Source organism: Candidatus Avelusimicrobium sp., assembly GCF_050873505.1.
Lineage (GTDB): Bacteria > Elusimicrobiota > Elusimicrobia > Elusimicrobiales > Elusimicrobiaceae > Avelusimicrobium.
In genome coordinates this window covers 1-18,771 of the sequence record NZ_JBNMIY010000017.1, presented here as the reverse complement: position 1 = coordinate 18,771, position 18,771 = coordinate 1, and the positions used below count along the sequence as shown (strand labels likewise).

The window sequence follows — 18,771 nt, the reverse complement described above, 5'->3', positions numbered from 1 at the left end:
GAAACTACACGTCTGTCTTTAAAAAAATTATCCCTAGAACAACCTTTGACTATTAGACCGTACTTGCCTTAATAAGGGACTTTTTGACTTTAACAAAAATAATTTACTGCCACCCATTAGAACTTATTAGAATAGTAAACCATACTTATAGAGGAGTATAATAAGCACCTTGTACCCCTTTGAACCCCAACATATGGGCGTATTTATCCAACTTCACTCCACGACTTGCGCCTGTACCACAAAAAACACCTGCGTTACCCACTCCGCACAGCCGTGCCATTTGAGGCGATGCGCGTCCTTCCCAGGGGGGAAAAAATTTGAAGGAAGAAAATATTAAAGTAAAATCCTTTACAACTTGCCCCTCCCTCCTTAATACACTTTATCTAAAAGAATATCAAGCATATTTCCAAGATTAAAGACGCGGCGGTAAAAATCGTATCTTTATTTAATGCTGACAAAGAGATGCTGGTAAAGCCTAACGGCGAAAATAACACTGGGCGGCACATAAAATTAACGGAGAAACTGGCGAAATCAAAACAGGTTTGAGTGGCAAGTTTAACGGGAAACATATTTTACAAGCGTATAAAGAGGGGGGAGTCTAGTCCGCAAAGTTTGCACAGCCCGGCACGCCTGATAAGCCAAAAACGCCCGCAAGCCGTAGGAGCCAAGAGGCTGAAAGAAAACCAAGTACGGCTAATGCAGCGCAAAGTGCTACACTATCAGAGAGAGAAGCAGTAAAAGAGCAAATAGCAAAAAGGGGCAAAGGGCAAATGCCTATTAATCCAAGCCACACGCCCAAAGAGTGGGACAGCCTAGTTATCCTATGCCGTTTGACCGATTTAAAAGTCTTGTTATTGAACATAATAAAGATTTTGAGAATATTCCGCCAGCCCCCGAACTTGCCTAGCCTGGCGCAAAACTGGAAAGTTCACAATTTTCCCTAGATAAAAATGCATACAGACCCGACCGCATTACGGGATGATACCAACGGGATTTATTGAAATTTTGTGGTACAGAGCCCCAGCAGGTTGTTGGGGCTTTTTGCTATAATACCCATAAACACAAAACAAGGAGCGTTTGTTTGAAACACTTAAATATGTTGGAAAGGGTAGCCTAACCGGGAGGTTAGTGTTATCTTAGGTTGCACAACCTCTTGGTATTCCGTAAAAAACTATCAGGAGGATTTTATGAATTGTCTAATTCGTTTAGAAAAAAAAGAGGAACAACATACCGTAGAAAATGTAGTAAGAGAAGCCTTTTGGAACGTCTATCGTCCGGGGTGCTTGGAGCATTATGTTTTGCACTGTTTGCGTACAGACCCTGCCTTTGTGCCCGAGTTAAACTTGGTTTTGGAGCAGAACGGGCAGATTATCGGGCAAAACGCATTTGTCCGCGCCCGGATGCAGGCGGATGACGGGACAAATATCCCGATACTCGCAATGGGGCCTATTTGTATTGCCCCTGCTTACCAAGGCAAAGGCTATGGCAAAAAATTGCTGGATTATTCGCTAGAAAAAGCCAAAACCTTGGGCTATGGCGCGGTATGTTTGGAAGGAAATATCGGCTTTTACGGCAAGAGCGGATTTGCTTTTGCCCGTAAGTTCGGGCTTCGCTATCACGGCTTGCCTGCCGGGGCGGACGATTCCTTCTTTTTGTGTAAGGAACTATGCCCGGGATACCTACAAGGGATTACGGGGGAATATGCTCCGCCGTCCGTGTATTTAGTGGATCCGGATAAGGCCGAAAGGTTTGATAAAAACTTTCCGCCCAAAGAAAAACTAAAATTGCCCGGTCAGTTATTCTAGTATCCAGGCCCCGCCGTATAGTGCGGGGCCTTTATAGAGTAAAACCCTTGGCTCTGCGGGAAATGTTAAAATATCAATATGGGTATTGAATTTTTATTTGTTTCGTTTTGTCTGGCCTTGTTACCGGGGCCGGACATTTTGTTTGTATTGGCGCAGAGTGTTACGCGCGGTTTCCGCACGGCGATTGCGGTCAGTTTGGGGCTTTTTAGCGGGCTTTTTGTGCATACGGCGGCGGTGGCGCTGGGGGTAGCCGCGCTGGTGGCCGCCTCGCCCGTGCTTTTTAAGGTAATTAAAAGTTTGGGCGCGCTCTACTTGGTGTTTTTGGGAATAAGTGCCTTGCGCGCCGTTCCCACCCCGTCCGCCAAGGCCCCGCAAGAAAACCCCCAAGGACCTGTTTCTTTTAGTAAATTTTACCGCCGCGGGATTATTATGAATTTATTAAACCCCAAAGTGATAATCTTCTTCCTCTCGTTTTTGCCGGGCTTTGTGCCTGCGGAAAGCCAACACATCGGCTGGCAGTTGGTGGAATTGGGGCTCGGTTTTGCTATGGTAAGCCTGGTAGTTTTTGGCCTAATTAGTTTATTTGGCGGGTGGCTGAATAAACGCTTTCGTATTGCGCGGTATTCTGCGTCCCGCCCGTTTGCGTGGGTTACGGCAGTCCTGTTTTGGGGCATAGCCGGGTGGATTTTGCTCGGTTAGTCTAATAGCCGTCCGTTGTCGTTCCAATCCCCGTACAACAGGCCTGCCTTGGTGTTTTACAAAAATTTTTCCAGCCTGCTTTTAAAAAGGTCCGGGCGGTGCGTCCGTCCGGCAGTCTTTTAACGGTGCTGTCTAGCCAGCCGAAGCAGAGCGCTTCCTCTACCGCGTCTAAATACCAAAAGGTCTTTTCGTCTGTCGGGCGGACGCGCTTTACGCATACCCAGCAGTCCTTTTCCCGCGCGCTATGTTGCATGAGCCACGCGCGAAATTCAGCCCTGTTTTTAGCGGTTAATAAGTTATTGCAGTCCATTTTCTTGCTTTTTGTGGTGTCAACGAGCCGGAAGGGACGGTTTTTTCAGTTTGACTTGCTGTATGTAGCGCAGTAAATTGGTAAATACTTTATGAAACCCAAAATGCGGGGAAGTCATTTCCTGTATGGCGTGCTCGCGCGGCCAGTCTTCCACCGCCATACGGTAGAGGGCTACCATTGTGCCCGTACGGTCGGAGCCGTATCGGCAATGGATGTAAATAGGATAATTGGCAGGGTCGGAGAGTAATTTTAATACTTCATCCACACCGTCCGTATTTAGCATAACGGGATTTATCGGCACCTGATACACTGTAAGCGGCAGGCCGGCTATCAGTTTTTTATCTTGCGGGGTAACGCGCAAATTGATGACGGTTTTGATGCCCATTTTTACCAGTTCCTCATACCCTTGGCGGGTAGGTTGTCCGCCGCGGTAGAGCCACGGGGATACCTGATATGCATTTGGCAAGCCGGGGTTGGAAAGGATTTTCGCCGCGCGGAGTGGTTGGGCCTGTAAGGCTTGGGTTACTAATTGGTGTTCCAGATCGGCGCGGTATTGTGGGGCAAGCACCGCGGGCAACTGAACCTTGGGCACTTGCACATTAAGCGGGTGGATGGTGTGCGTTTTTACTTTTGGGACATATACCTGCACACGGATCGGCTTTTTGGGGAAAAGCGCCCGCCGCTGGGCCTGCGCATCCGTGGCCCCGCATAAGGAAAAAATAAAAATAAGTAAAAGATACCAAAACCGCATATCTATACTATACCTGTATTAAACGGCGCGCACAAGGGCATAAAGACCTATAACTCTTCTGGGCCCTATTTGCTATAATAAAACTATCAAAAGGGGAAATTTTATGTTATTTAGAAAAATGATAGTTTTGCTGTCGTTCTTATTTTTATCCTTGCCTGGTTTTTGCTGGCGGTTTATGGATTACTTTGTAAACAGTACAAATGACAAAGGCAAAGTGCCTTTGGTTACCCGTCTGGTGCGCGGGGAAACGTTGCCTTATTTTGTGCATATTAGGGGCCCGTGGAACTTGGAACAACTGGACGATATTTTTGTGCGCTCCTTTAACAGTTGGCGTATTTACACCTTGCAGGAACTGCGCGAAGCCAAACGCGAAAAAGAATTTAAGGATGTGGTAAAAACACTTAAAACGCCGTGGAAGTTTGAAATGCGGCCCTATTTGTCCTGCGCGAATTTTGAAAAGGCCCCTTGGCAGGACCTGGCCCGCCCGGTGGCGGTAGCCAATTTGCCCCGGTACTTGGAAATGTACCCCGCGCATTGTTCGCCTGCGGTGCGGGAGGATATGGAGAATTATAGTAAGGAAGTGCAAGACAGTTTTTATTCCTATGGTGCGAATACGGAGCAGGAAAGAGCCCATAATTTGCCGGGGCGGTATATTTCCTGGGAAGCCGTGGGGCAGTCGTTAGCCATAGATGGCGATGTTACGGCTGTTTATACGACAAGTTCAGTCAATGCCCTCTTTGTGCCGTTTAGCGAGGTGGATACCTTGTTCCACGAAATGGGGCACCTGTTGGGCTTTGCTGACCAATATCCTATTACGGAGGAGGAATACGATAGTTTGGAATACGGTTTATCCGGCTATTGGCCCAGCATTATGCAAAATGGTGTGGATACACAAGACTATGCTTATTTCTCTTGCACGGATGCGGACGGGATGATTAATTTACTGGACTTTGTCAGTGATCACTCCCGTGGCGGGAAAAAGGGCTGGAAAACCCTGTGCCGCCAGGAAAATATACGATACGCTAGTTCCCGCCAATTAAACCGCCCGCCCTTTGTAGTCCCGCCCTATGTGTATTTTTATAACGAAGCGGGCGAAAAGTTGTATAGCCGCAAAGAGGATATGGCAGTGTACGCGCCGATTACCTTGCCGTGGATTCCTTACTATGAAGATCTGCATAAAGGAACCCCTCAGACAGACGGAACGCTACTGGTTACTGACGGTGGAACAGAGGGGCATCTATACTATACACCTATATCTGTAAGCGCTTGGGTGGAAGATACCCAAAACAAAGGGTTTGTTAGTGTATTTACGCTGATTTTTCTGCCGGACTGGGACTATGTATATTGGAAAGACCCTTGGTATAGCGTTATAGACCACAGTAATGTTGAAGTATCCGCCCTAGTGGGGGATTCTAAATTATATTTGGTGTGGAGACCGGGGGATATAATGAGTTTAGGTTTGGGCGTTGCCCCCCGAAAAGAGACGGGCAGTTCTTCTATTTTTATAGTAACCAAGGACACGCAAGACGACACGGTAGATGTATCTTGGACAAGCAATTCAAAATATTCCGAATACGATACTTATTTAAAATCGGTCATCAAATTAATGGGCAATGACCTGGACGATAAGTATTTAAGAAAGAATACGTATGTGATGTCTTTACTGTCTTTAATTGGCAAAGGGGTGGAAAACGCCGATTGGGAAAAAATCGGGAGTGGAATGATGGACTTTATGCAACAAGCCGGGGTGGAGTATGGGAACGACTATCGGACTGATAAGATAAAGAAATTTGTAGGGGCTTTATACAGTTCTTGGCTAGATGTAAACACTTTGCTTTTAAATGAAGATCTTTTTAAGGCCAATAGGATAAAAGTCTTTAAAACGGGCAACCCGGCAAAATGGCAGGAAATGATATTGGAAAGGGACACAGTTTGGACCGGAGCCCCCAAAATATGTGCTAATGAGCCAACGGACTTTTATCCGGCGGATAACCCGCTAAAAGCCACCAAATGGTGCCCGGATACGCAAGATATGCAAAACGAGGGCCCGGCAGTATATAAGTTATAAGCGGTTGTGAAAGGCCCGTAAACCGTGCCAAAAAATGAAGCGGGAAAACATAGAAATTTCCTTAAATTTTTGGTATAATAATTACAAGAGCCGCGGATAAAACGTTTGCAAAAAGGATTGCATTTGGCGGCTTTTATTGATAAAATATAATAGAAGTATTTAACCCGATTTTTAACGAGAACCATAACTCCTCCGACGGTAAAACGAAGGGAAGGGAGTTTGTGGCTGTCGTTTTCTCTGCCTAAAAAAATGTTTTTTAGGCGCGGAAAATAAGGCTGGTTCCGTTATTAAAACAGGCAATAAAATGAACCTGACAAAAGACCAAAAGAAACAAAAGTCGCAAGACTTAGCTTCTGAAATTACCGCTAGTGGCACCCTGTTCTTCACGGCCTACCAAGGCTTGAAGTTCGTGGATATGGCTGAACTGCGCAAGCAATTAGCGCCCGCCGGAGCAAAATTCCGCGTGGAACGCAACGCTATCGTAGATCACGCTATTCGCCAAGCCAACATTGAAGGCGCTGATGAGAAACTCTTTCAGGGCCCGACGGCTATTGCGGTAGGCGGAGACATTGCCGCCGTCGCCAAAACGTTGGTGGACTTTCAGAAAAAGTTTACGGCTTTGAAGCTTCGCGCTTGCTATTCTGATGGCGTCTGGTACAACGAAGACCAGGTTAAACAGTTGGCTACCATTGGTACCAAAGAAGAAAACCTGTCCAAGTTGGCCGGTGCGTTGTACAACGCGGTCGCCCAGTCTGCGCAAGTGTTGCAAGCTCCGATACGGGATTTTGCCTACGTTATCAAAGCCTTGGAAGACAAACAACAAGGCAAATAGTAACGTACGCGCCGACGTCTGGCGCGCGGAAAACGGGTGGTGCTTTTGGGCGCGAAAGCGTTACGGAAGCGATTTTGGATTTTGGCAGGCGTGATTTTCATTTTCTTTGCGACGCAGCATAGTGGAAATTATGTAAGGAGCAAAAAAATGGAAATCCGCCCCAAAATACGAAATGGTGCGAGCGGAATAACCGTTCGTTACGCCAGTTGTTTTCTCAGAAGGTAAAATCTAAACCCGCCAAGTGCGGTAGTAGCCCGAAAGGATAAATGCACGGGCCTAAACCCGGTTTAGGCAGAAGGCAGCTACTCTATAAGAAACAAGGAAAAAATAAAATGGCTAAATTGACCAAAGAAGAATTAGTAAACGCTATTGCTGAACTCACCGTTCTGGAACTCTCCGAACTCGTGAAAGCTATTGAAGAAAAATTCGGCGTGAAAGCCGCTGCTCCGGCCGTGGCTGTTGCCGCTGCCGCTCCTGCTGCCGCTGCCGCCGCTGAAGAAAAAGACGAATTCAACGTTGTGTTGACCGCTGTTGACGCTGCTAAGAAAATCTCCGTCATCAAAGTAGTGCGCGAAATCACCGGCTTGGGCTTGAAAGAAGCCAAAGACTTGGTTGAAGGCGCCCCGAAAGCCGTAAAAGAAAACGTTGCCAAAGCCGAAGCTGAAGAACTCAAAAAGAAAATCACCGAAGCCGGCGGCACCGTAGAACTCAAATAGTTCAACCAACGAATTATTAATCCCACCCCTCGCATTTTAGCGGGGGTGGGATTACGTACCCTATACGGGGTATAACGGCGGACCGACAGCCGAGTGCGTTGCGGCCCCGTCCGTCCGCTAACAAATAGCAGGAAGAAAAGAAATGATTGAAAAACAAACAAATTTCGGCAAAATTTCCACCAAACTTCCCTTACCCGATTTGCTGGACATGCAAAAACAGTCCTTTGTGGACTTTTTGCAATTAGATGTCCCTCCCGCCAAGCGGGAATTGAAAGGCTTGCAAGCCGCTTTTGAAGACGTTTTCCCTATTGAAGCTCCCGATGGGAGTATGAGACTTGAATTTTTGAAGTACGAACTGGGCTCGCCCCGTTACGCCACTCCGGCGGAAGCCGCCGTGCGCGACAGTACCTATTCCGCTCCGTTAAAGGCTATGATGCGCTTGTACGTCAAGCAGAAAAACGGAAAAATGAAAGAAGCGTCCGACCAGGACGTGACCCTTTGTGATTTGCCCTTAATGACCGATGCCGGCTGCTTTGTCTTCAACGGCGCTGAACGCGTGGTTGTCAGCCAGATGCACCGCTCCCCGGGTATTATTTTTGAAGAAGACGAAGAAAAGAAACAGTCCACCTTTGGTAAACGCTTGTACGTGGCCCGCATTATCCCGTACCGCGGCGCGTGGATTGAATTTTCGTTTGACCTTATGAACGCGCTGTGGGTCCGCATTGATAGAAAGAAAAAAGTGCTGGCCTCCACGTTCCTTCGCGCTTGCGGCCTGGAAACCAACGCACAAATCATCCAGACTTTCTATAAATGCGAAGATATTGAGGTCAAGGCTTCCAATATTGAAGGCGTCATCGGCCGCTACGCCGCGGACGATATTTATGATCCGGCCACCGGCGAAGTGCTGTGGAACCTGGACGATAAAGCCGCCTTGCCTATTGACGATAAACTTTTCAAAACCTTAATTGAAAAGAAAGTTAAAACCATTAAAGTCATCAGCGGTAAACCCCGCCAGGATGACCCCGGTATTTTGGCCACCTTGGAGCACCGCAAGGATTCTATCCGCACGGCTGCCGAAGCGCAGGCTGAAATCTACAAAAAGATGCGCGGGCAGGATTTCGTCGTAAAAGAACAGGCGGAAACCTTCCTGAACAACTTAATTTTTGATAACATCCGCCGTTATGATTTGAGTTTTGTCGGCCGCTATAAAATCAACAAAAAGTTTGCCAATATGTTTGATTTGATTAGCAAATTCAAATTCAAAAAGTTCACCACGCCGAAAGATAACCGCCGCACCTTGTCTCCCGAAGACATTATTGTTACGGTTAAATATCTGCTCGCGTTGAACGCCGGCGAAGACGTGCAGAAAGAATACGGCCCGGACTTTTCCTTTAAGATTGACGATATTGACCACTTGGGCAATCGCCGCGTGCGCGGTATTGGTGAACTCTTAGAAAACCAAATCCGCATCGGTCTTTCCCAAATGGCTAAGACCGCCCGCGACCGTATGAACCGCGAACTTACCTCCTTCACGCCCCGCGCGCTTGTAAACGCGCAGCCCGTGCAGGCGATTGTCCGCAAATTCTTCGGTACGTCCCAACTTTCCCAGTTTATGGACCAGATTAACCCGCTGGGCGAATTGACGCACAAGCGCCGTTTGTCCGCTTTGGGTCCCGGTGGTTTGAACAGAAAACGCGCCGGCTTTGAAGTGCGCGACGTACACTATACGCACTATGGCCGTGTCTGCCCGATTGAAACCCCGGAAGGTCCGAACATCGGTTTGATTACCTCTTTGGCCTGCTACTCCCGCGTAAACAAGTACGGTTTGATTGAAACCCCGTACCGCAAAGTAGTAAACGGTAAAGTAACCAGCCAGGTGGAAGAATTAACCGCCGACGCCGAAGACGATAAATTTGTAGCCCAGGCCAATACGCCCTTGGGCAAAGACGGCAAAATTGAAACCGACAGAGTCGCCTGCCGTGTCCGCGCGGATTATCCGTATGTGGAACCGAAACAGGTGGACTATATGGACGTTTCCCCGTTGCAGGTTATCAGCGTGTCCGCCGCGCTTATTCCGTTCTTGGAACACGACGACGCCAACCGTGCCTTGATGGGTTGTAACATGCAGCGCCAGGGTGTGCCGCTCCTTATGCCGGAAGCCCCGTATGTGGGTACCGGTATTGAACACGAAGTCGCCCGCGACTCCGGTACCGCCGTTGTGGCCCGCCGCGACGGACGCGTCCAGTTCGCCGACGCTTCCAAAATCATCATTGAAGCCAAAGACGGTTCCTGTGATGTATATGAACTTTTGAAGTACAAACGCTCCAACCAAGATACCTGCATTAACCAGCATCCGATTGTCAAATCGGGCGATAATGTCAAAGCCCGCCAGGTAATCGCCGACGGTCCGTCTATGGACAACGGCTACCTCGCCTTGGGCCGCAATATGCTCGTAGGCTTTATGTGCTGGGAAGGGTACAACTACGAAGACGCCATCTTGGTATCTTCCCGCTTGGTAAAGGACGATGTGTTTACCTCTATCCACTTGCACGAATTTACGGTGGATGCCCGCAATACCAAATTGGGCGCGGAAGAAATCACCCGCGATATCCCGAACATTGGTGCGGAAGCCTTGTCCCACTTGGACAATGACGGTATCGTCTTGCCCGCCACGGTGGTGGAACCCGGCGACATTTTGGTCGGTAAAGTAACCCCGAAAGGCGAACAGCAATTAACCCCCGAAGAACGCTTGCTCAAAGTAATCTTCGGTAAAAAAGCCGACGACGTGGTGGACGCCTCCTTGCGCGTACCGCCCGGCACCAGCGGCAAAATTTTGGGCACCCGCGTTTTCGTACGCAAAGAAAAACTGACGAAAGCCGAAGAAAAAGCCCGCTTGACCGCGCTGGAAAACGAAAAAGACGCTACGCTGACCCTCTTAAAGGAACAACGCAAACGCGCTTTGGCCAATGCCAAAGAAACCATTAAGAAGGAAGCCGCGCTGAAAGAGGAAGAAGCCCGCATTAATGCGTTGTACAAGTTAATGGAAAAGAAAGCGGTGGAACACTACGAACGCGAAATTGAGTTCTCCAAACAAGGCGATGAACTCGCCGTTACGGTGAACAAATCCGTTAAAGTGTATATCGCTTCCAAACGCAAACTCCACGTGGGTGATAAAATGTCTGGTCGCCACGGTAACAAAGGTGTGGTGGCGCGTATCTTGCCGGAAGAAGATATGCCGTTCTTGCCGGATGGCACCCCGCTTGACATTGTGCTTTCCCCGTTGGGTATTCCTTCCCGTATGAACGTCGGCCAGTTGCTGGAAACGATGCTCGGCTGGGCCGCGCACTACCTGCACTACAACGCCGCCACCCCGGTCTTTGACGGCCCGAGCGAAGCGGACGTAGTGAACGAAGTACGCAAAGCCAAAGAAAAGATTTTGGACGATAAAGGTCTTACCGGCAAAGCGCGCGAAGAATATGCCGCCAAATACCTGCCGGACGATTACTGCCGCATTACGCTCTACGATGGCAGAACCGGCGAACCTTTTGAAGAAAAAGTAACCATTGGTTATATGTATATGATGAAACTGATCCACTTGGTGGAAGACAAGGTTCACTCCCGCTCCACCGGGCCGTACAGTTTGATCACGCGTCAGCCCTTGGGCGGTAAAGCCCAGTTCGGCGGTCAGCGCTTCGGTGAAATGGAAGTGTGGGCTATGGAAGGTTATGGCGCCACTTACACCTTGCAAGAATTCTTAACCGTGAAATCCGACGACTTTGTCGGCCGCACGAAGATGTATGAATCCATTGTCAAAGGCGAAGCGCCCACCCAGCCCGGCGTGCCGGAATCCTTTAAGGTATTAATTAAAGAACTCCAAGCGTTAGGGTTAAGTGTAGAACTTCTTAAAAACGTTGAAAACGGCGAAACGCCGGACGCCTCTTCCGATAAAAAGGAAGAGGCCCCTGCCGCTCCTGCACAAGAAGAAGGAGCCGCTAAATAAGCCGGGGATTTGAACAATGCAAACGAAAAAAGTTAAAAAATTAAACGAACTGAACTTCTTTGACTTTGATGCCATTAAACTCGGTATCGCCAGTCCGGAACAGATTTTGGCTTGGTCTTTCGGCGAAGTCAAAAAACCCGAAACCATTAACTACCGCACCTTGAAACCGGAGCGCGACGGTCTGTTCTGCGAACGCATTTTCGGCCCCACCAAGGACTACGAATGCGCCTGCGGCAAATACCGCTGGGTAAAATTTAAAGGGATTAAGTGCGACCGCTGCGGTGTGGAAATTACCGAAAGCAAAGTCCGCCGCGAACGTATGGGCCATATTGAATTGGCCGTACCGGTGGCGCACGTCTGGTTTTTGAGAAAGAACCCCTCCCGCATCGGTATTATGCTGGATATGCGCACGAGCGATTTGGAACGTGTGGTTTATTACGCCGCGTATGTGGTTATTGAAGACTGCATTGACAGCGTAACGGGCCGCGTGGACTTCAAAAAAGGCACCTTGCTTTCCGATGTACAGGTGCGCGAAGCCCGCAAAAAACACGGTTCCCGCTTGAAAGTGGATATCGGCGCCCCGGCTATTAAAACCTTGCTGGAAGGCATTGATTTTGATAAAGAAATTCCCGCTTTGCACGAACAATTAAAGAACACGCAGAGCGAAATGGAACGCACCAAACTCATCCGCCGCATTAAAACGATGGAAGAGTTTAAGGAAAGCGGCAACCGCCCCGAGTGGATGATTTTGAGCGTACTGCCCGTCATCCCGCCGGATTTGCGCCCGCTCGTTCCGCTTGACGGCGGCCGTTTTGCGGCTTCCGACTTGAACGATTTGTATCGTCGTATTATTAACCGCAACAACCGCTTGAAACACATTGAATCCCTGCGCGCGCCGGAAGTAATGATTTACAACGAAAAGCGCCTCTTGCAGGAAGCGGTGGACGCGCTTATTGAAAACGGTGCCCGCGGTAAAGTGTTTATCGGCCCCGGCGGCAGACCTCTTAAATCTCTGTCCGACAGCATTAAAGGTAAACACGGCCGCTTCCGCCAAAACTTGCTCGGTAAACGTGTGGACTATTCCGGCCGCTCCGTTATTGTCGTCGGCCCGAACTTGAAGATCCACCAGTGCGGTTTGCCGAAATTGATGGCGTTGGAACTCTTCAAACCCTTTATCATCGGCGAATTGATGAAAAAAGAAGGCGTAACGCTTAAATCCGCCAAAAAGATGTTGGAAAGAGTCCGCCCCGAAATTTGGGATATTTTGGAAAAGGTAACCAAGAGCCACCCGGTGATGTTAAACCGTGCTCCTACCTTGCACCGCTTGGGTATTCAGGCGTTTGAACCGGTATTGATTGAAGGTAAAGCCATCCAGTTGCACCCGCTTACCTGCGCCGCCTTCAACGCTGACTTCGACGGTGACCAGATGGCCGTACACGTGCCGCTTTCTTTGGAAGCGCAAATGGAAGCCAGAACCTTGATGTTGGCTTCTAACAACATTTTGTCCCCGGCGTCCGGTAAACCGATTGCCGCTCCGTCCCACGATATGGTCTTGGGCGTAAGTTTCTTGACCAAAATTAAAGACGGCGACATCGGCGAAGGTTCTATCTTCGGCAGCAAGGAAGATGCCTTGGTCGCTTTGGAATACGGCAAACTTTCTTACCACGCCAAAATCAAAGTGCGCGGTATTAACGCTATCCCGGAACCCGGTTTGGACGGCAAAGACGAAAAAGACGCCTCCAAATGGAAAGATTTTACCTCCGTGGGCCGCATTATTTTCAACCAGGCTATGCCGAAAGGTTGGGAATATATTAACAAAACGGTCGGCAAAAAAGAATTGGCCGCTTTGGTTGATGAGTGCTACAAGAGCAAAAAGTATGGCCGCTACGAAGCCGTACAACTCTTGGATAAGATTATGAAGATGGGTTATCACTATGCCACCTTATCCGGCTTGTCCATCTCCATTGCGGATATGACGATTCCGTCCGCCAAGCAGAAATACATTGACGAAGCCAAGAAAAAGGTCAAAGAAATTCAGGCCCAGGCCGAAGCCGGTATCATCACGGAAGGCGAACGTTATAACAAAGTTATTGATATCTGGACCCGCGTTACGGACGACGTAGCCAACGAACTCTTCAAAGAAATGAAGAAGTTTGAAGAAGGCAAATACGATCCGACCAATAAGGAACACAGCGGCCAGCGCTTTAACGCCGTCTATTTGATGGCTGACTCCGGCGCCCGCGGTTCCCGCCAGCAGGTCCGCCAGTTGGCCGGTATGCGCGGTTTGATGGCTAAACCGCAGAAGAAACTGACCGGTGGTCAGGGCGAAATTATTGAAAACCCGATTACCGCCAACTTCCGCGAAGGCTTGTCCGTGTTGGAATACTTTATTTCCACGCACGGTGGTCGTAAAGGTTTGTCCGATACGGCTTTGAAGACTGCCGACGCCGGTTATTTAACCCGCCGCTTGGTGGACGTTGCCCACAACGTAGTGGTAACGGAAGAAGACTGCGGCACCCATAACGGGATTGTGGTTAAATCCTTGATGAGCGGTGAAGAAATGGTGGAACCCATTGAAGAACGTATTTTGGGCCGCACCAGTTTGGAAGATGTCGTGGTGAAGGTAAAACGCGCCGACGGCACCGAAGAAGAAAAGACCATCATCAAAGAAGGCGATTTGATTACCTTGGAACAGAGCAAATTGGTCAAAAAGTATGGCGTGGAATCCGTACGCATCCGCTCCGTGCTGACCTGCGAAGCCCCGTTTGGCGTATGCTCCAAATGCTACGGCTTGCAGTTGGCCACCTCTGCCAAGAGCAACCCCGGCGACTCGGTGGGTATTATTGCCGCCCAGTCCATCGGCGAACCTGGTACGCAGTTGACGTTGCGTACGTTCCACATCGGTGGTACGGCTTCCCGTGTATTGTCCCGCAGCCAGGCGGTTGCCGAAATTGACGGTAAAGTAACCTTTAAAGATATGAAGGTTATTACGAACCGTTACGATAATAAAATTTGTATTTCCAGAAACGGCTCTATCTTTGTTGAGGCCGGAAATGGTACAATAAAAGAATACAAGATTCAGTACGGTGCTTCCGTGTACACCACGGATAAAGCGACCGTGAAGAAAGGTTCTTTGCTCGCGGAATGGGACCCGCACTCTATCCCGGTGCTGGCCGAAGCGAACGGTACTGTAAAGTTGACCGACGTAATTGAAGGTATTACTTTGCAGGAAGAACGCAACAAAGTAACCGGCGTAATTGAACGCAAAATTACCGCGAGCCGTATGGGCAAAAAGAACCCGCGCATCAGCATTGAAGGCAAAGACAAGAAAGTAAACTTGCCGTTGCCTATTGATACAATCCTGATGGTGGAAAACGGTGAAGAAGTGGAACCCGGCGACGTGCTTGCCAAAATCGGGCGCGAAGCGGGCGGTACCAAAGATATCACTGGCGGTTTGCCCAGAATCGCGGAGTTGTTTGAAGCCAGACGCCCCCGCAACCCGGCAATTATTTCCGAGTTTGAGGGTATCGTGAGCCTGGAAACATCTCCCAAAGGTTTGATTGAGGTTGTCGTGCGGAACGAAGAGACCAACCAGGTCAAGCAGTACAGCATCCCGCAAGGCAAACACCTCGTAGTATATGAAGGCGATCACGTTGGCGTGGGCGAAGCCCTTACCGACGGCGCCATTGACCCTCACGACGTGCTGCGCGTGAAGGGCGAAAAAGAAGCGCAAGAGTTCCTGTTAAACGCCATCCAAGAAGTGTACCGCTTGCAGGGCGTTACAATTAACGACAGACATATTGAGGTTATTGTCCGTCAGATGTTGGGGAACGTGAAAATTCTGGATGCGGGCGACACCCACTTCCTCAAAGGCGAAATTTTAAGCCGCGCAAGTTGGCTTAGAGAAAACGCCAAGATGAAGGCCGAAGGCAAACGCTTAGCCGACGCTGAAACCATTTTGCTTGGTATCAGCAAAGCGTCCCTCGCTTCCGAATCGTTTATTTCCGCGGCCTCGTTCCAAGAGACGACGAAAGTCCTTACGGACGCGGCTATTACGGGCCAGGTGGACGAATTGCAAGGCCTGAAAGAAAACGTAATCGTAGGCCATTTGATTCCGGCGGGTACAGGTATTTCCGCCAGACAAATTGCCCAAGAGTTTGAACAAAAACGCAAAGAAACAGGAGAGAAGTAATAATGCCGACAGTAAATCAATTAGTGAAATACGGACGGGCGAAAGAAATTCACAGAACGAAATCCCCGGCGTTGCAAGCCTGCCCCCAGAGAAGAGGCGTTTGCACCCGTGTTTATACCACGACCCCTAAAAAACCGAACTCTGCTTTGAGAAAGGTGGCCCGTGTAAAACTTACTTCCAAGGTGGAAGTAACCGCTTATATTCCCGGTGTGGGACATAACCTCCAAGAACACTCCATCGTGCTCGTGCGCGGTGGCCGTGTGAAAGACTTGCCGGGTGTGCGCTATCACATCATCCGCGGCGCGCTGGATGCTTCTGGCGTGGAAAACAGAAAACAAGGCCGCTCTCTTTACGGTGTAAAGAGACCCAAAGCCGGTAAATAATTTTTAGGAGTTGAATAAAGAATATGCCGAGAAAAGGTTTAAGACCCAGAGACAGAAGACCGCAGCCCGCGCCGGATTATAAATATAATTCCGTGCTCGTGTCCCGGTTCATTAACAAATTGAATTTTGCAGGCAAAACCTCCACCGCCGAACGCTTGTTGGACGATGCGATGGCTATCATTGCCGAAAAAACCAAAGAAAACGCGCTTGATGTTTTCAATAAATGTATTGAAAACGTCCGCCCGCTCGTGGAAGTGAAAGCCCGCCGCGTGGGTGGTGCCAACTATCAGGTACCGACCGAAGTAAAACCCTTGCGCAGCACCTCCTTGGCTATGAGATGGCTCATCGGCGCCGCGCAGAGCCGCAAAGGCCGCCCGATGGCTGAAAAATTGGCCGAAGAAATTATGTTGGGCGCTAAAAAAGAAGGCACCGCTTTCAAAAAACGCGAAGACGTGCATAAAATGGCCGAAGCCAACCGCGCTTTCGCTCACTTTAAATGGTAATTTGGAATTAAGTTATGGCTGAATTCAAAACCTATCCGATTGATAAAATCAGAAACATTGGTATTATTGCCCACATTGACGCGGGCAAGACGACCACTTCCGAACGCATCCTGTACTATACGGGTAAAGTGCACAAAATCGGCGAAACGCACGATGGTGCTTCCGTAACCGACTGGATGGAACAGGAAAGAGAAAGAGGCATCACCATTACCTCCGCCGCTATTTACTGTGTGTGGAAGGACTGCCAACTCAACATCATTGACACCCCCGGCCACGTGGACTTCACGGCCGAGGTGGAACGCTCCTTGCGTGTGTTGGACGGCGCCGTTTGCTGCTTTGACGGTGTACAGGGTGTAGAACCCCAGTCCGAAACGGTATGGCGCCAGGCCGATAAATACCACGTTCCCCGTATTGCTTACATTAACAAAATGGACCGCATCGGCGCGGACTTTATCCGCTCTGCCAACTCCATTAAGGAAAAATTGGGCGGTAACGCCTGCCCGATTCAGTTGCCTATCGGCGCCGAAGATAAATTCGTCGGCATCGTGGACTTGGTAAAGATGAAAGGTATCATTTGGGACGGCGACCATAACGGAGCCACTTTTAACGAAGTGGAAATCCCGGCTGACCTCGTGGATGCCGCCAAAAAAGCCCATACGGAAATGATTGAAAAACTCGCCGACTTTGACGAAGACCTTATGGAACGTTACTTAAACGGCGAAACGGACTTTACGGTTGAAGAAATCAAAAAAGCCATCCGCAAAGGTACGCTTACGGGTAAATTCTTCCCGGTTATCTGCGGTTCTTCCTACAAAAACAAAGGCGTACAGCCGCTTTTGGACTGCGTGAACGATTATCTACCCTCTCCTGTGGACGTTCCGCCGGTCAAAGGAACCAACCCCGATACGGGCGAAGAAGTACACCGCAAAGCGGACAACAAAGAACCTTTCTGCGGTCTTATCTTTAAAGTTCAGACGGACCCCTTCGTGGGTAAACTCAGTTTCTTCCGCATTTATTCCGGTACCTTGAAGGCCGGTGATACGGTCTTGTTCCCGGGCAAAAACGCCACGGAACGTATCGGCCGTATGATGCGTATGATGGCTGATAAACGCGAGGAAGTAAAAGAACTCGGCGCCGGCGAAATTGCCGCCACCGTGGCTATTAAAAACTCCCGCGTGGGTCAAACGATTTGCTCCCCCGAACACCCGATTGTGTTGGAAAGCATCACGTTCCCCGAACCGGTAATCTCCATTGCCGTGGAACCGAAATCCAAAGCCGACGAAGAAAAAATGTCCAACGCCTTGGCGCGCTTGGCCGAAGAAGACCAGACGTTCCGCGTCCGCACCGACGAAGAAACGGGCCAGACCGTTATTTCCGGTATGGGCGAACTCCACTTGGATATTATTGTGGACCGTATGAAACGCGAATTTAACGTGCAAGCCAACGTTGGCGCGCCGCAAGTAGCGTATCGCGAAACCATCACCAAGACGGTTGAACAGGAAACCAAGTTCGTCCGCCAGTCCGGTGGTCGCGGTCAGTACGGGCACGTATTCCTCCGCTTGGAACCGCAGGAAAAAGGCAAAGGCTTTGAATTTGTCAACGAAATTACCCAGGGCCGTATTCCGAAAGAATACATCCCGGCTATTGAAAAAGGCTGCCGCGAAGCGCTGGATTCCGGTGCTGTGGCGGGTTATCCCTTGGTGGACATTAAAGTGGCCGTGTTTGACGGTTCGTTCCACGAAGTGGACTCCTCCGAAATGGCCTTTAAGATTGCCGCTTCTATGGCCTTGAAGGACGGCGCGAAGAAAGCCAACCCGATTATTCTGGAACCTATTATGAAGGTAGAAGTTGTGGCTCCGGAAGCCAACTTGGGTGATATCATCGGCGATTTGAGTTCCCGCCGCGGTCAGATTGGCGAAATGGGTGTCAGAGGCAACGTACGCTATGTACGCGCCGAAGTACCGCTCGCCGAAATGTTCGGTTACGCCACGAACGTACGCTCCCTGTCCCAGGGCCGCGCTTCGTTCACTATGGAACCGAGCCACTACGCCGAGGTGCCGGCTAACGTCGCAAAAGCGATTATTGAAAAACGCACCGCGGAAAAAGTGGCCGCTTAATAACCATTTTCCCCTGTGCCCGGAAATCCCGGGCGCAGGGGTTGCATCTTTCATATAAGGAGTGTAAACAATGGCAAAGGAAAAATTTTCCCGCAGCAAACCGCACGTGAACGTGGGTACGATTGGACACGTGGACCACGGTAAGACGACGCTCACGACGGCAATCACGAAAGTATTGTCCAAAGAAGGCAAAGCCAAAGCGATGGCTTACAGCGATATTGCGAAGGGCGGTGTAGTCCGCGACGCTTCCAAGATTGTAACGGTAGCGGTATCTCACGTAGAATACGAAACGGACAAGAGACACTACGCTCACATTGACTGCCCCGGCCACGCTGACTATATTAAGAATATGATCACGGGTGCGGCGCAGATGGACGGCGCTATCTTGGTGGTAT

At 49.5% G+C, this 18,771-nt stretch carries 13 protein-coding genes; 11 read left to right on the top strand and 2 right to left on the bottom strand.

Going from position 1 to position 18,771, the window contains the following annotated elements:
* The first annotated feature begins 1,187 nt into the window (after positions 1-1,187).
* Both ACR0QV_RS07420 and ACR0QV_RS07415 read left to right on the top strand, forming a co-directional pair.
* Positions 1,188-1,805 (top strand): GNAT family N-acetyltransferase, encoded by a 618-nt coding sequence (locus ACR0QV_RS07420; protein ID WP_432635886.1) that lies wholly within the window; start codon positions 1,188-1,190, stop codon positions 1,803-1,805.
* A gap of 78 nt (positions 1,806-1,883) precedes the next feature.
* A complete protein-coding gene (locus ACR0QV_RS07415) occupies positions 1,884-2,504 on the top strand; it encodes a LysE family translocator (RefSeq protein WP_432635884.1) in 621 nt (206 codons plus the stop codon).
* A gap of 1 nt (position 2,505) precedes the next feature.
* On the opposite strand, the gene ACR0QV_RS07410 is transcribed toward ACR0QV_RS07415, so the two are convergent.
* Together ACR0QV_RS07410 and ACR0QV_RS07405 are read right to left on the bottom strand one after the other, a co-directional pair.
* Positions 2,506-2,814 carry a YdeI/OmpD-associated family protein gene (locus tag ACR0QV_RS07410; RefSeq protein ID WP_432635882.1) on the bottom strand — a complete coding sequence of 103 codons (309 nt, stop codon included), beginning with the start codon at positions 2,812-2,814 and terminating at the stop codon, positions 2,506-2,508.
* A 19-nt stretch (positions 2,815-2,833) separates the two neighbouring features.
* Positions 2,834-3,565, bottom strand: coding sequence for a fused DSP-PTPase phosphatase/NAD kinase-like protein (locus ACR0QV_RS07405; RefSeq protein WP_432635880.1), 732 nt, complete (start codon positions 3,563-3,565; stop codon positions 2,834-2,836).
* Between the two features lie 103 nt (positions 3,566-3,668).
* Here ACR0QV_RS07405 and ACR0QV_RS07400 point away from each other — a divergent pair, with 103 nt between their 5' ends.
* From ACR0QV_RS07400 to ACR0QV_RS07360, 9 genes are all read left to right on the top strand, one after another.
* The gene (locus tag ACR0QV_RS07400; protein WP_432635878.1) at positions 3,669-5,633 is read left to right on the top strand and encodes a hypothetical protein; all 1,965 of its coding nucleotides are present in this window, start codon (positions 3,669-3,671) and stop codon (positions 5,631-5,633) included.
* 304 nt (positions 5,634-5,937) lie between these two features.
* Complete coding sequence (gene rplJ, locus ACR0QV_RS07395; protein WP_177745971.1) at positions 5,938-6,465, top strand: 50S ribosomal protein L10; 528 nt, start codon at positions 5,938-5,940, stop codon at positions 6,463-6,465.
* A 332-nt stretch (positions 6,466-6,797) separates the two neighbouring features.
* Positions 6,798-7,181 carry a 50S ribosomal protein L7/L12 gene (gene rplL, locus ACR0QV_RS07390; RefSeq protein ID WP_428052262.1) on the top strand — a complete coding sequence of 128 codons (384 nt, stop codon included), beginning with the start codon at positions 6,798-6,800 and terminating at the stop codon, positions 7,179-7,181.
* Between the two features lie 142 nt (positions 7,182-7,323).
* Positions 7,324-11,181, top strand: coding sequence for a DNA-directed RNA polymerase subunit beta (gene rpoB / locus ACR0QV_RS07385; RefSeq protein ID WP_432635876.1), 3,858 nt, complete (start codon positions 7,324-7,326; stop codon positions 11,179-11,181).
* A gap of 16 nt (positions 11,182-11,197) precedes the next feature.
* Positions 11,198-15,373: a DNA-directed RNA polymerase subunit beta' gene (rpoC, locus tag ACR0QV_RS07380; protein ID WP_432635874.1), complete on the top strand. Its 4,176-nt coding sequence runs from the start codon at positions 11,198-11,200 to the stop codon at positions 15,371-15,373.
* Between the two features lie 2 nt (positions 15,374-15,375).
* A complete protein-coding gene (rpsL, locus tag ACR0QV_RS07375) occupies positions 15,376-15,756 on the top strand; it encodes a 30S ribosomal protein S12 (RefSeq protein ID WP_176778129.1) in 381 nt (126 codons plus the stop codon).
* 23 nt (positions 15,757-15,779) lie between these two features.
* A complete protein-coding gene (gene rpsG, locus ACR0QV_RS07370; RefSeq protein WP_177745965.1) occupies positions 15,780-16,259 on the top strand; it encodes a 30S ribosomal protein S7 in 480 nt (159 codons plus the stop codon).
* A gap of 14 nt (positions 16,260-16,273) precedes the next feature.
* Positions 16,274-18,376 (top strand): elongation factor G, encoded by a 2,103-nt coding sequence (gene fusA / locus ACR0QV_RS07365; RefSeq protein WP_432635871.1) that lies wholly within the window; start codon positions 16,274-16,276, stop codon positions 18,374-18,376.
* 70 nt (positions 18,377-18,446) lie between these two features.
* Positions 18,447-18,771 (top strand): GTP-binding protein (locus ACR0QV_RS07360; protein WP_432635869.1); only part of this gene is annotated, 325 nt, incomplete at its 3' end.

Bases quoted from the DNA above. Each gene is read 5' to 3' on its own strand.
- ACR0QV_RS07420 (WP_432635886.1), top strand. From the start codon at position 1,188: ATGAATTGTCTAATTCGTTTAGAAAAAAAAGAGGAACAACATACCGTA.
- ACR0QV_RS07415 (WP_432635884.1), top strand. From the start codon at position 1,884: ATGGGTATTGAATTTTTATTTGTTTCGTTTTGTCTGGCCTTGTTACCG.
- ACR0QV_RS07410 (WP_432635882.1), bottom strand. From the start codon at position 2,814: ATGGACTGCAATAACTTATTAACCGCTAAAAACAGGGCTGAATTTCGC.
- ACR0QV_RS07405 (WP_432635880.1), bottom strand. From the start codon at position 3,565: ATGCGGTTTTGGTATCTTTTACTTATTTTTATTTTTTCCTTATGCGGG.
- ACR0QV_RS07400 (WP_432635878.1), top strand. From the start codon at position 3,669: ATGTTATTTAGAAAAATGATAGTTTTGCTGTCGTTCTTATTTTTATCC.
- rplJ (WP_177745971.1), top strand. From the start codon at position 5,938: ATGAACCTGACAAAAGACCAAAAGAAACAAAAGTCGCAAGACTTAGCT.
- rplL (WP_428052262.1), top strand. From the start codon at position 6,798: ATGGCTAAATTGACCAAAGAAGAATTAGTAAACGCTATTGCTGAACTC.
- rpoB (WP_432635876.1), top strand. From the start codon at position 7,324: ATGATTGAAAAACAAACAAATTTCGGCAAAATTTCCACCAAACTTCCC.
- rpoC (WP_432635874.1), top strand. From the start codon at position 11,198: ATGCAAACGAAAAAAGTTAAAAAATTAAACGAACTGAACTTCTTTGAC.
- rpsL (WP_176778129.1), top strand. From the start codon at position 15,376: ATGCCGACAGTAAATCAATTAGTGAAATACGGACGGGCGAAAGAAATT.
- rpsG (WP_177745965.1), top strand. From the start codon at position 15,780: ATGCCGAGAAAAGGTTTAAGACCCAGAGACAGAAGACCGCAGCCCGCG.
- fusA (WP_432635871.1), top strand. From the start codon at position 16,274: ATGGCTGAATTCAAAACCTATCCGATTGATAAAATCAGAAACATTGGT.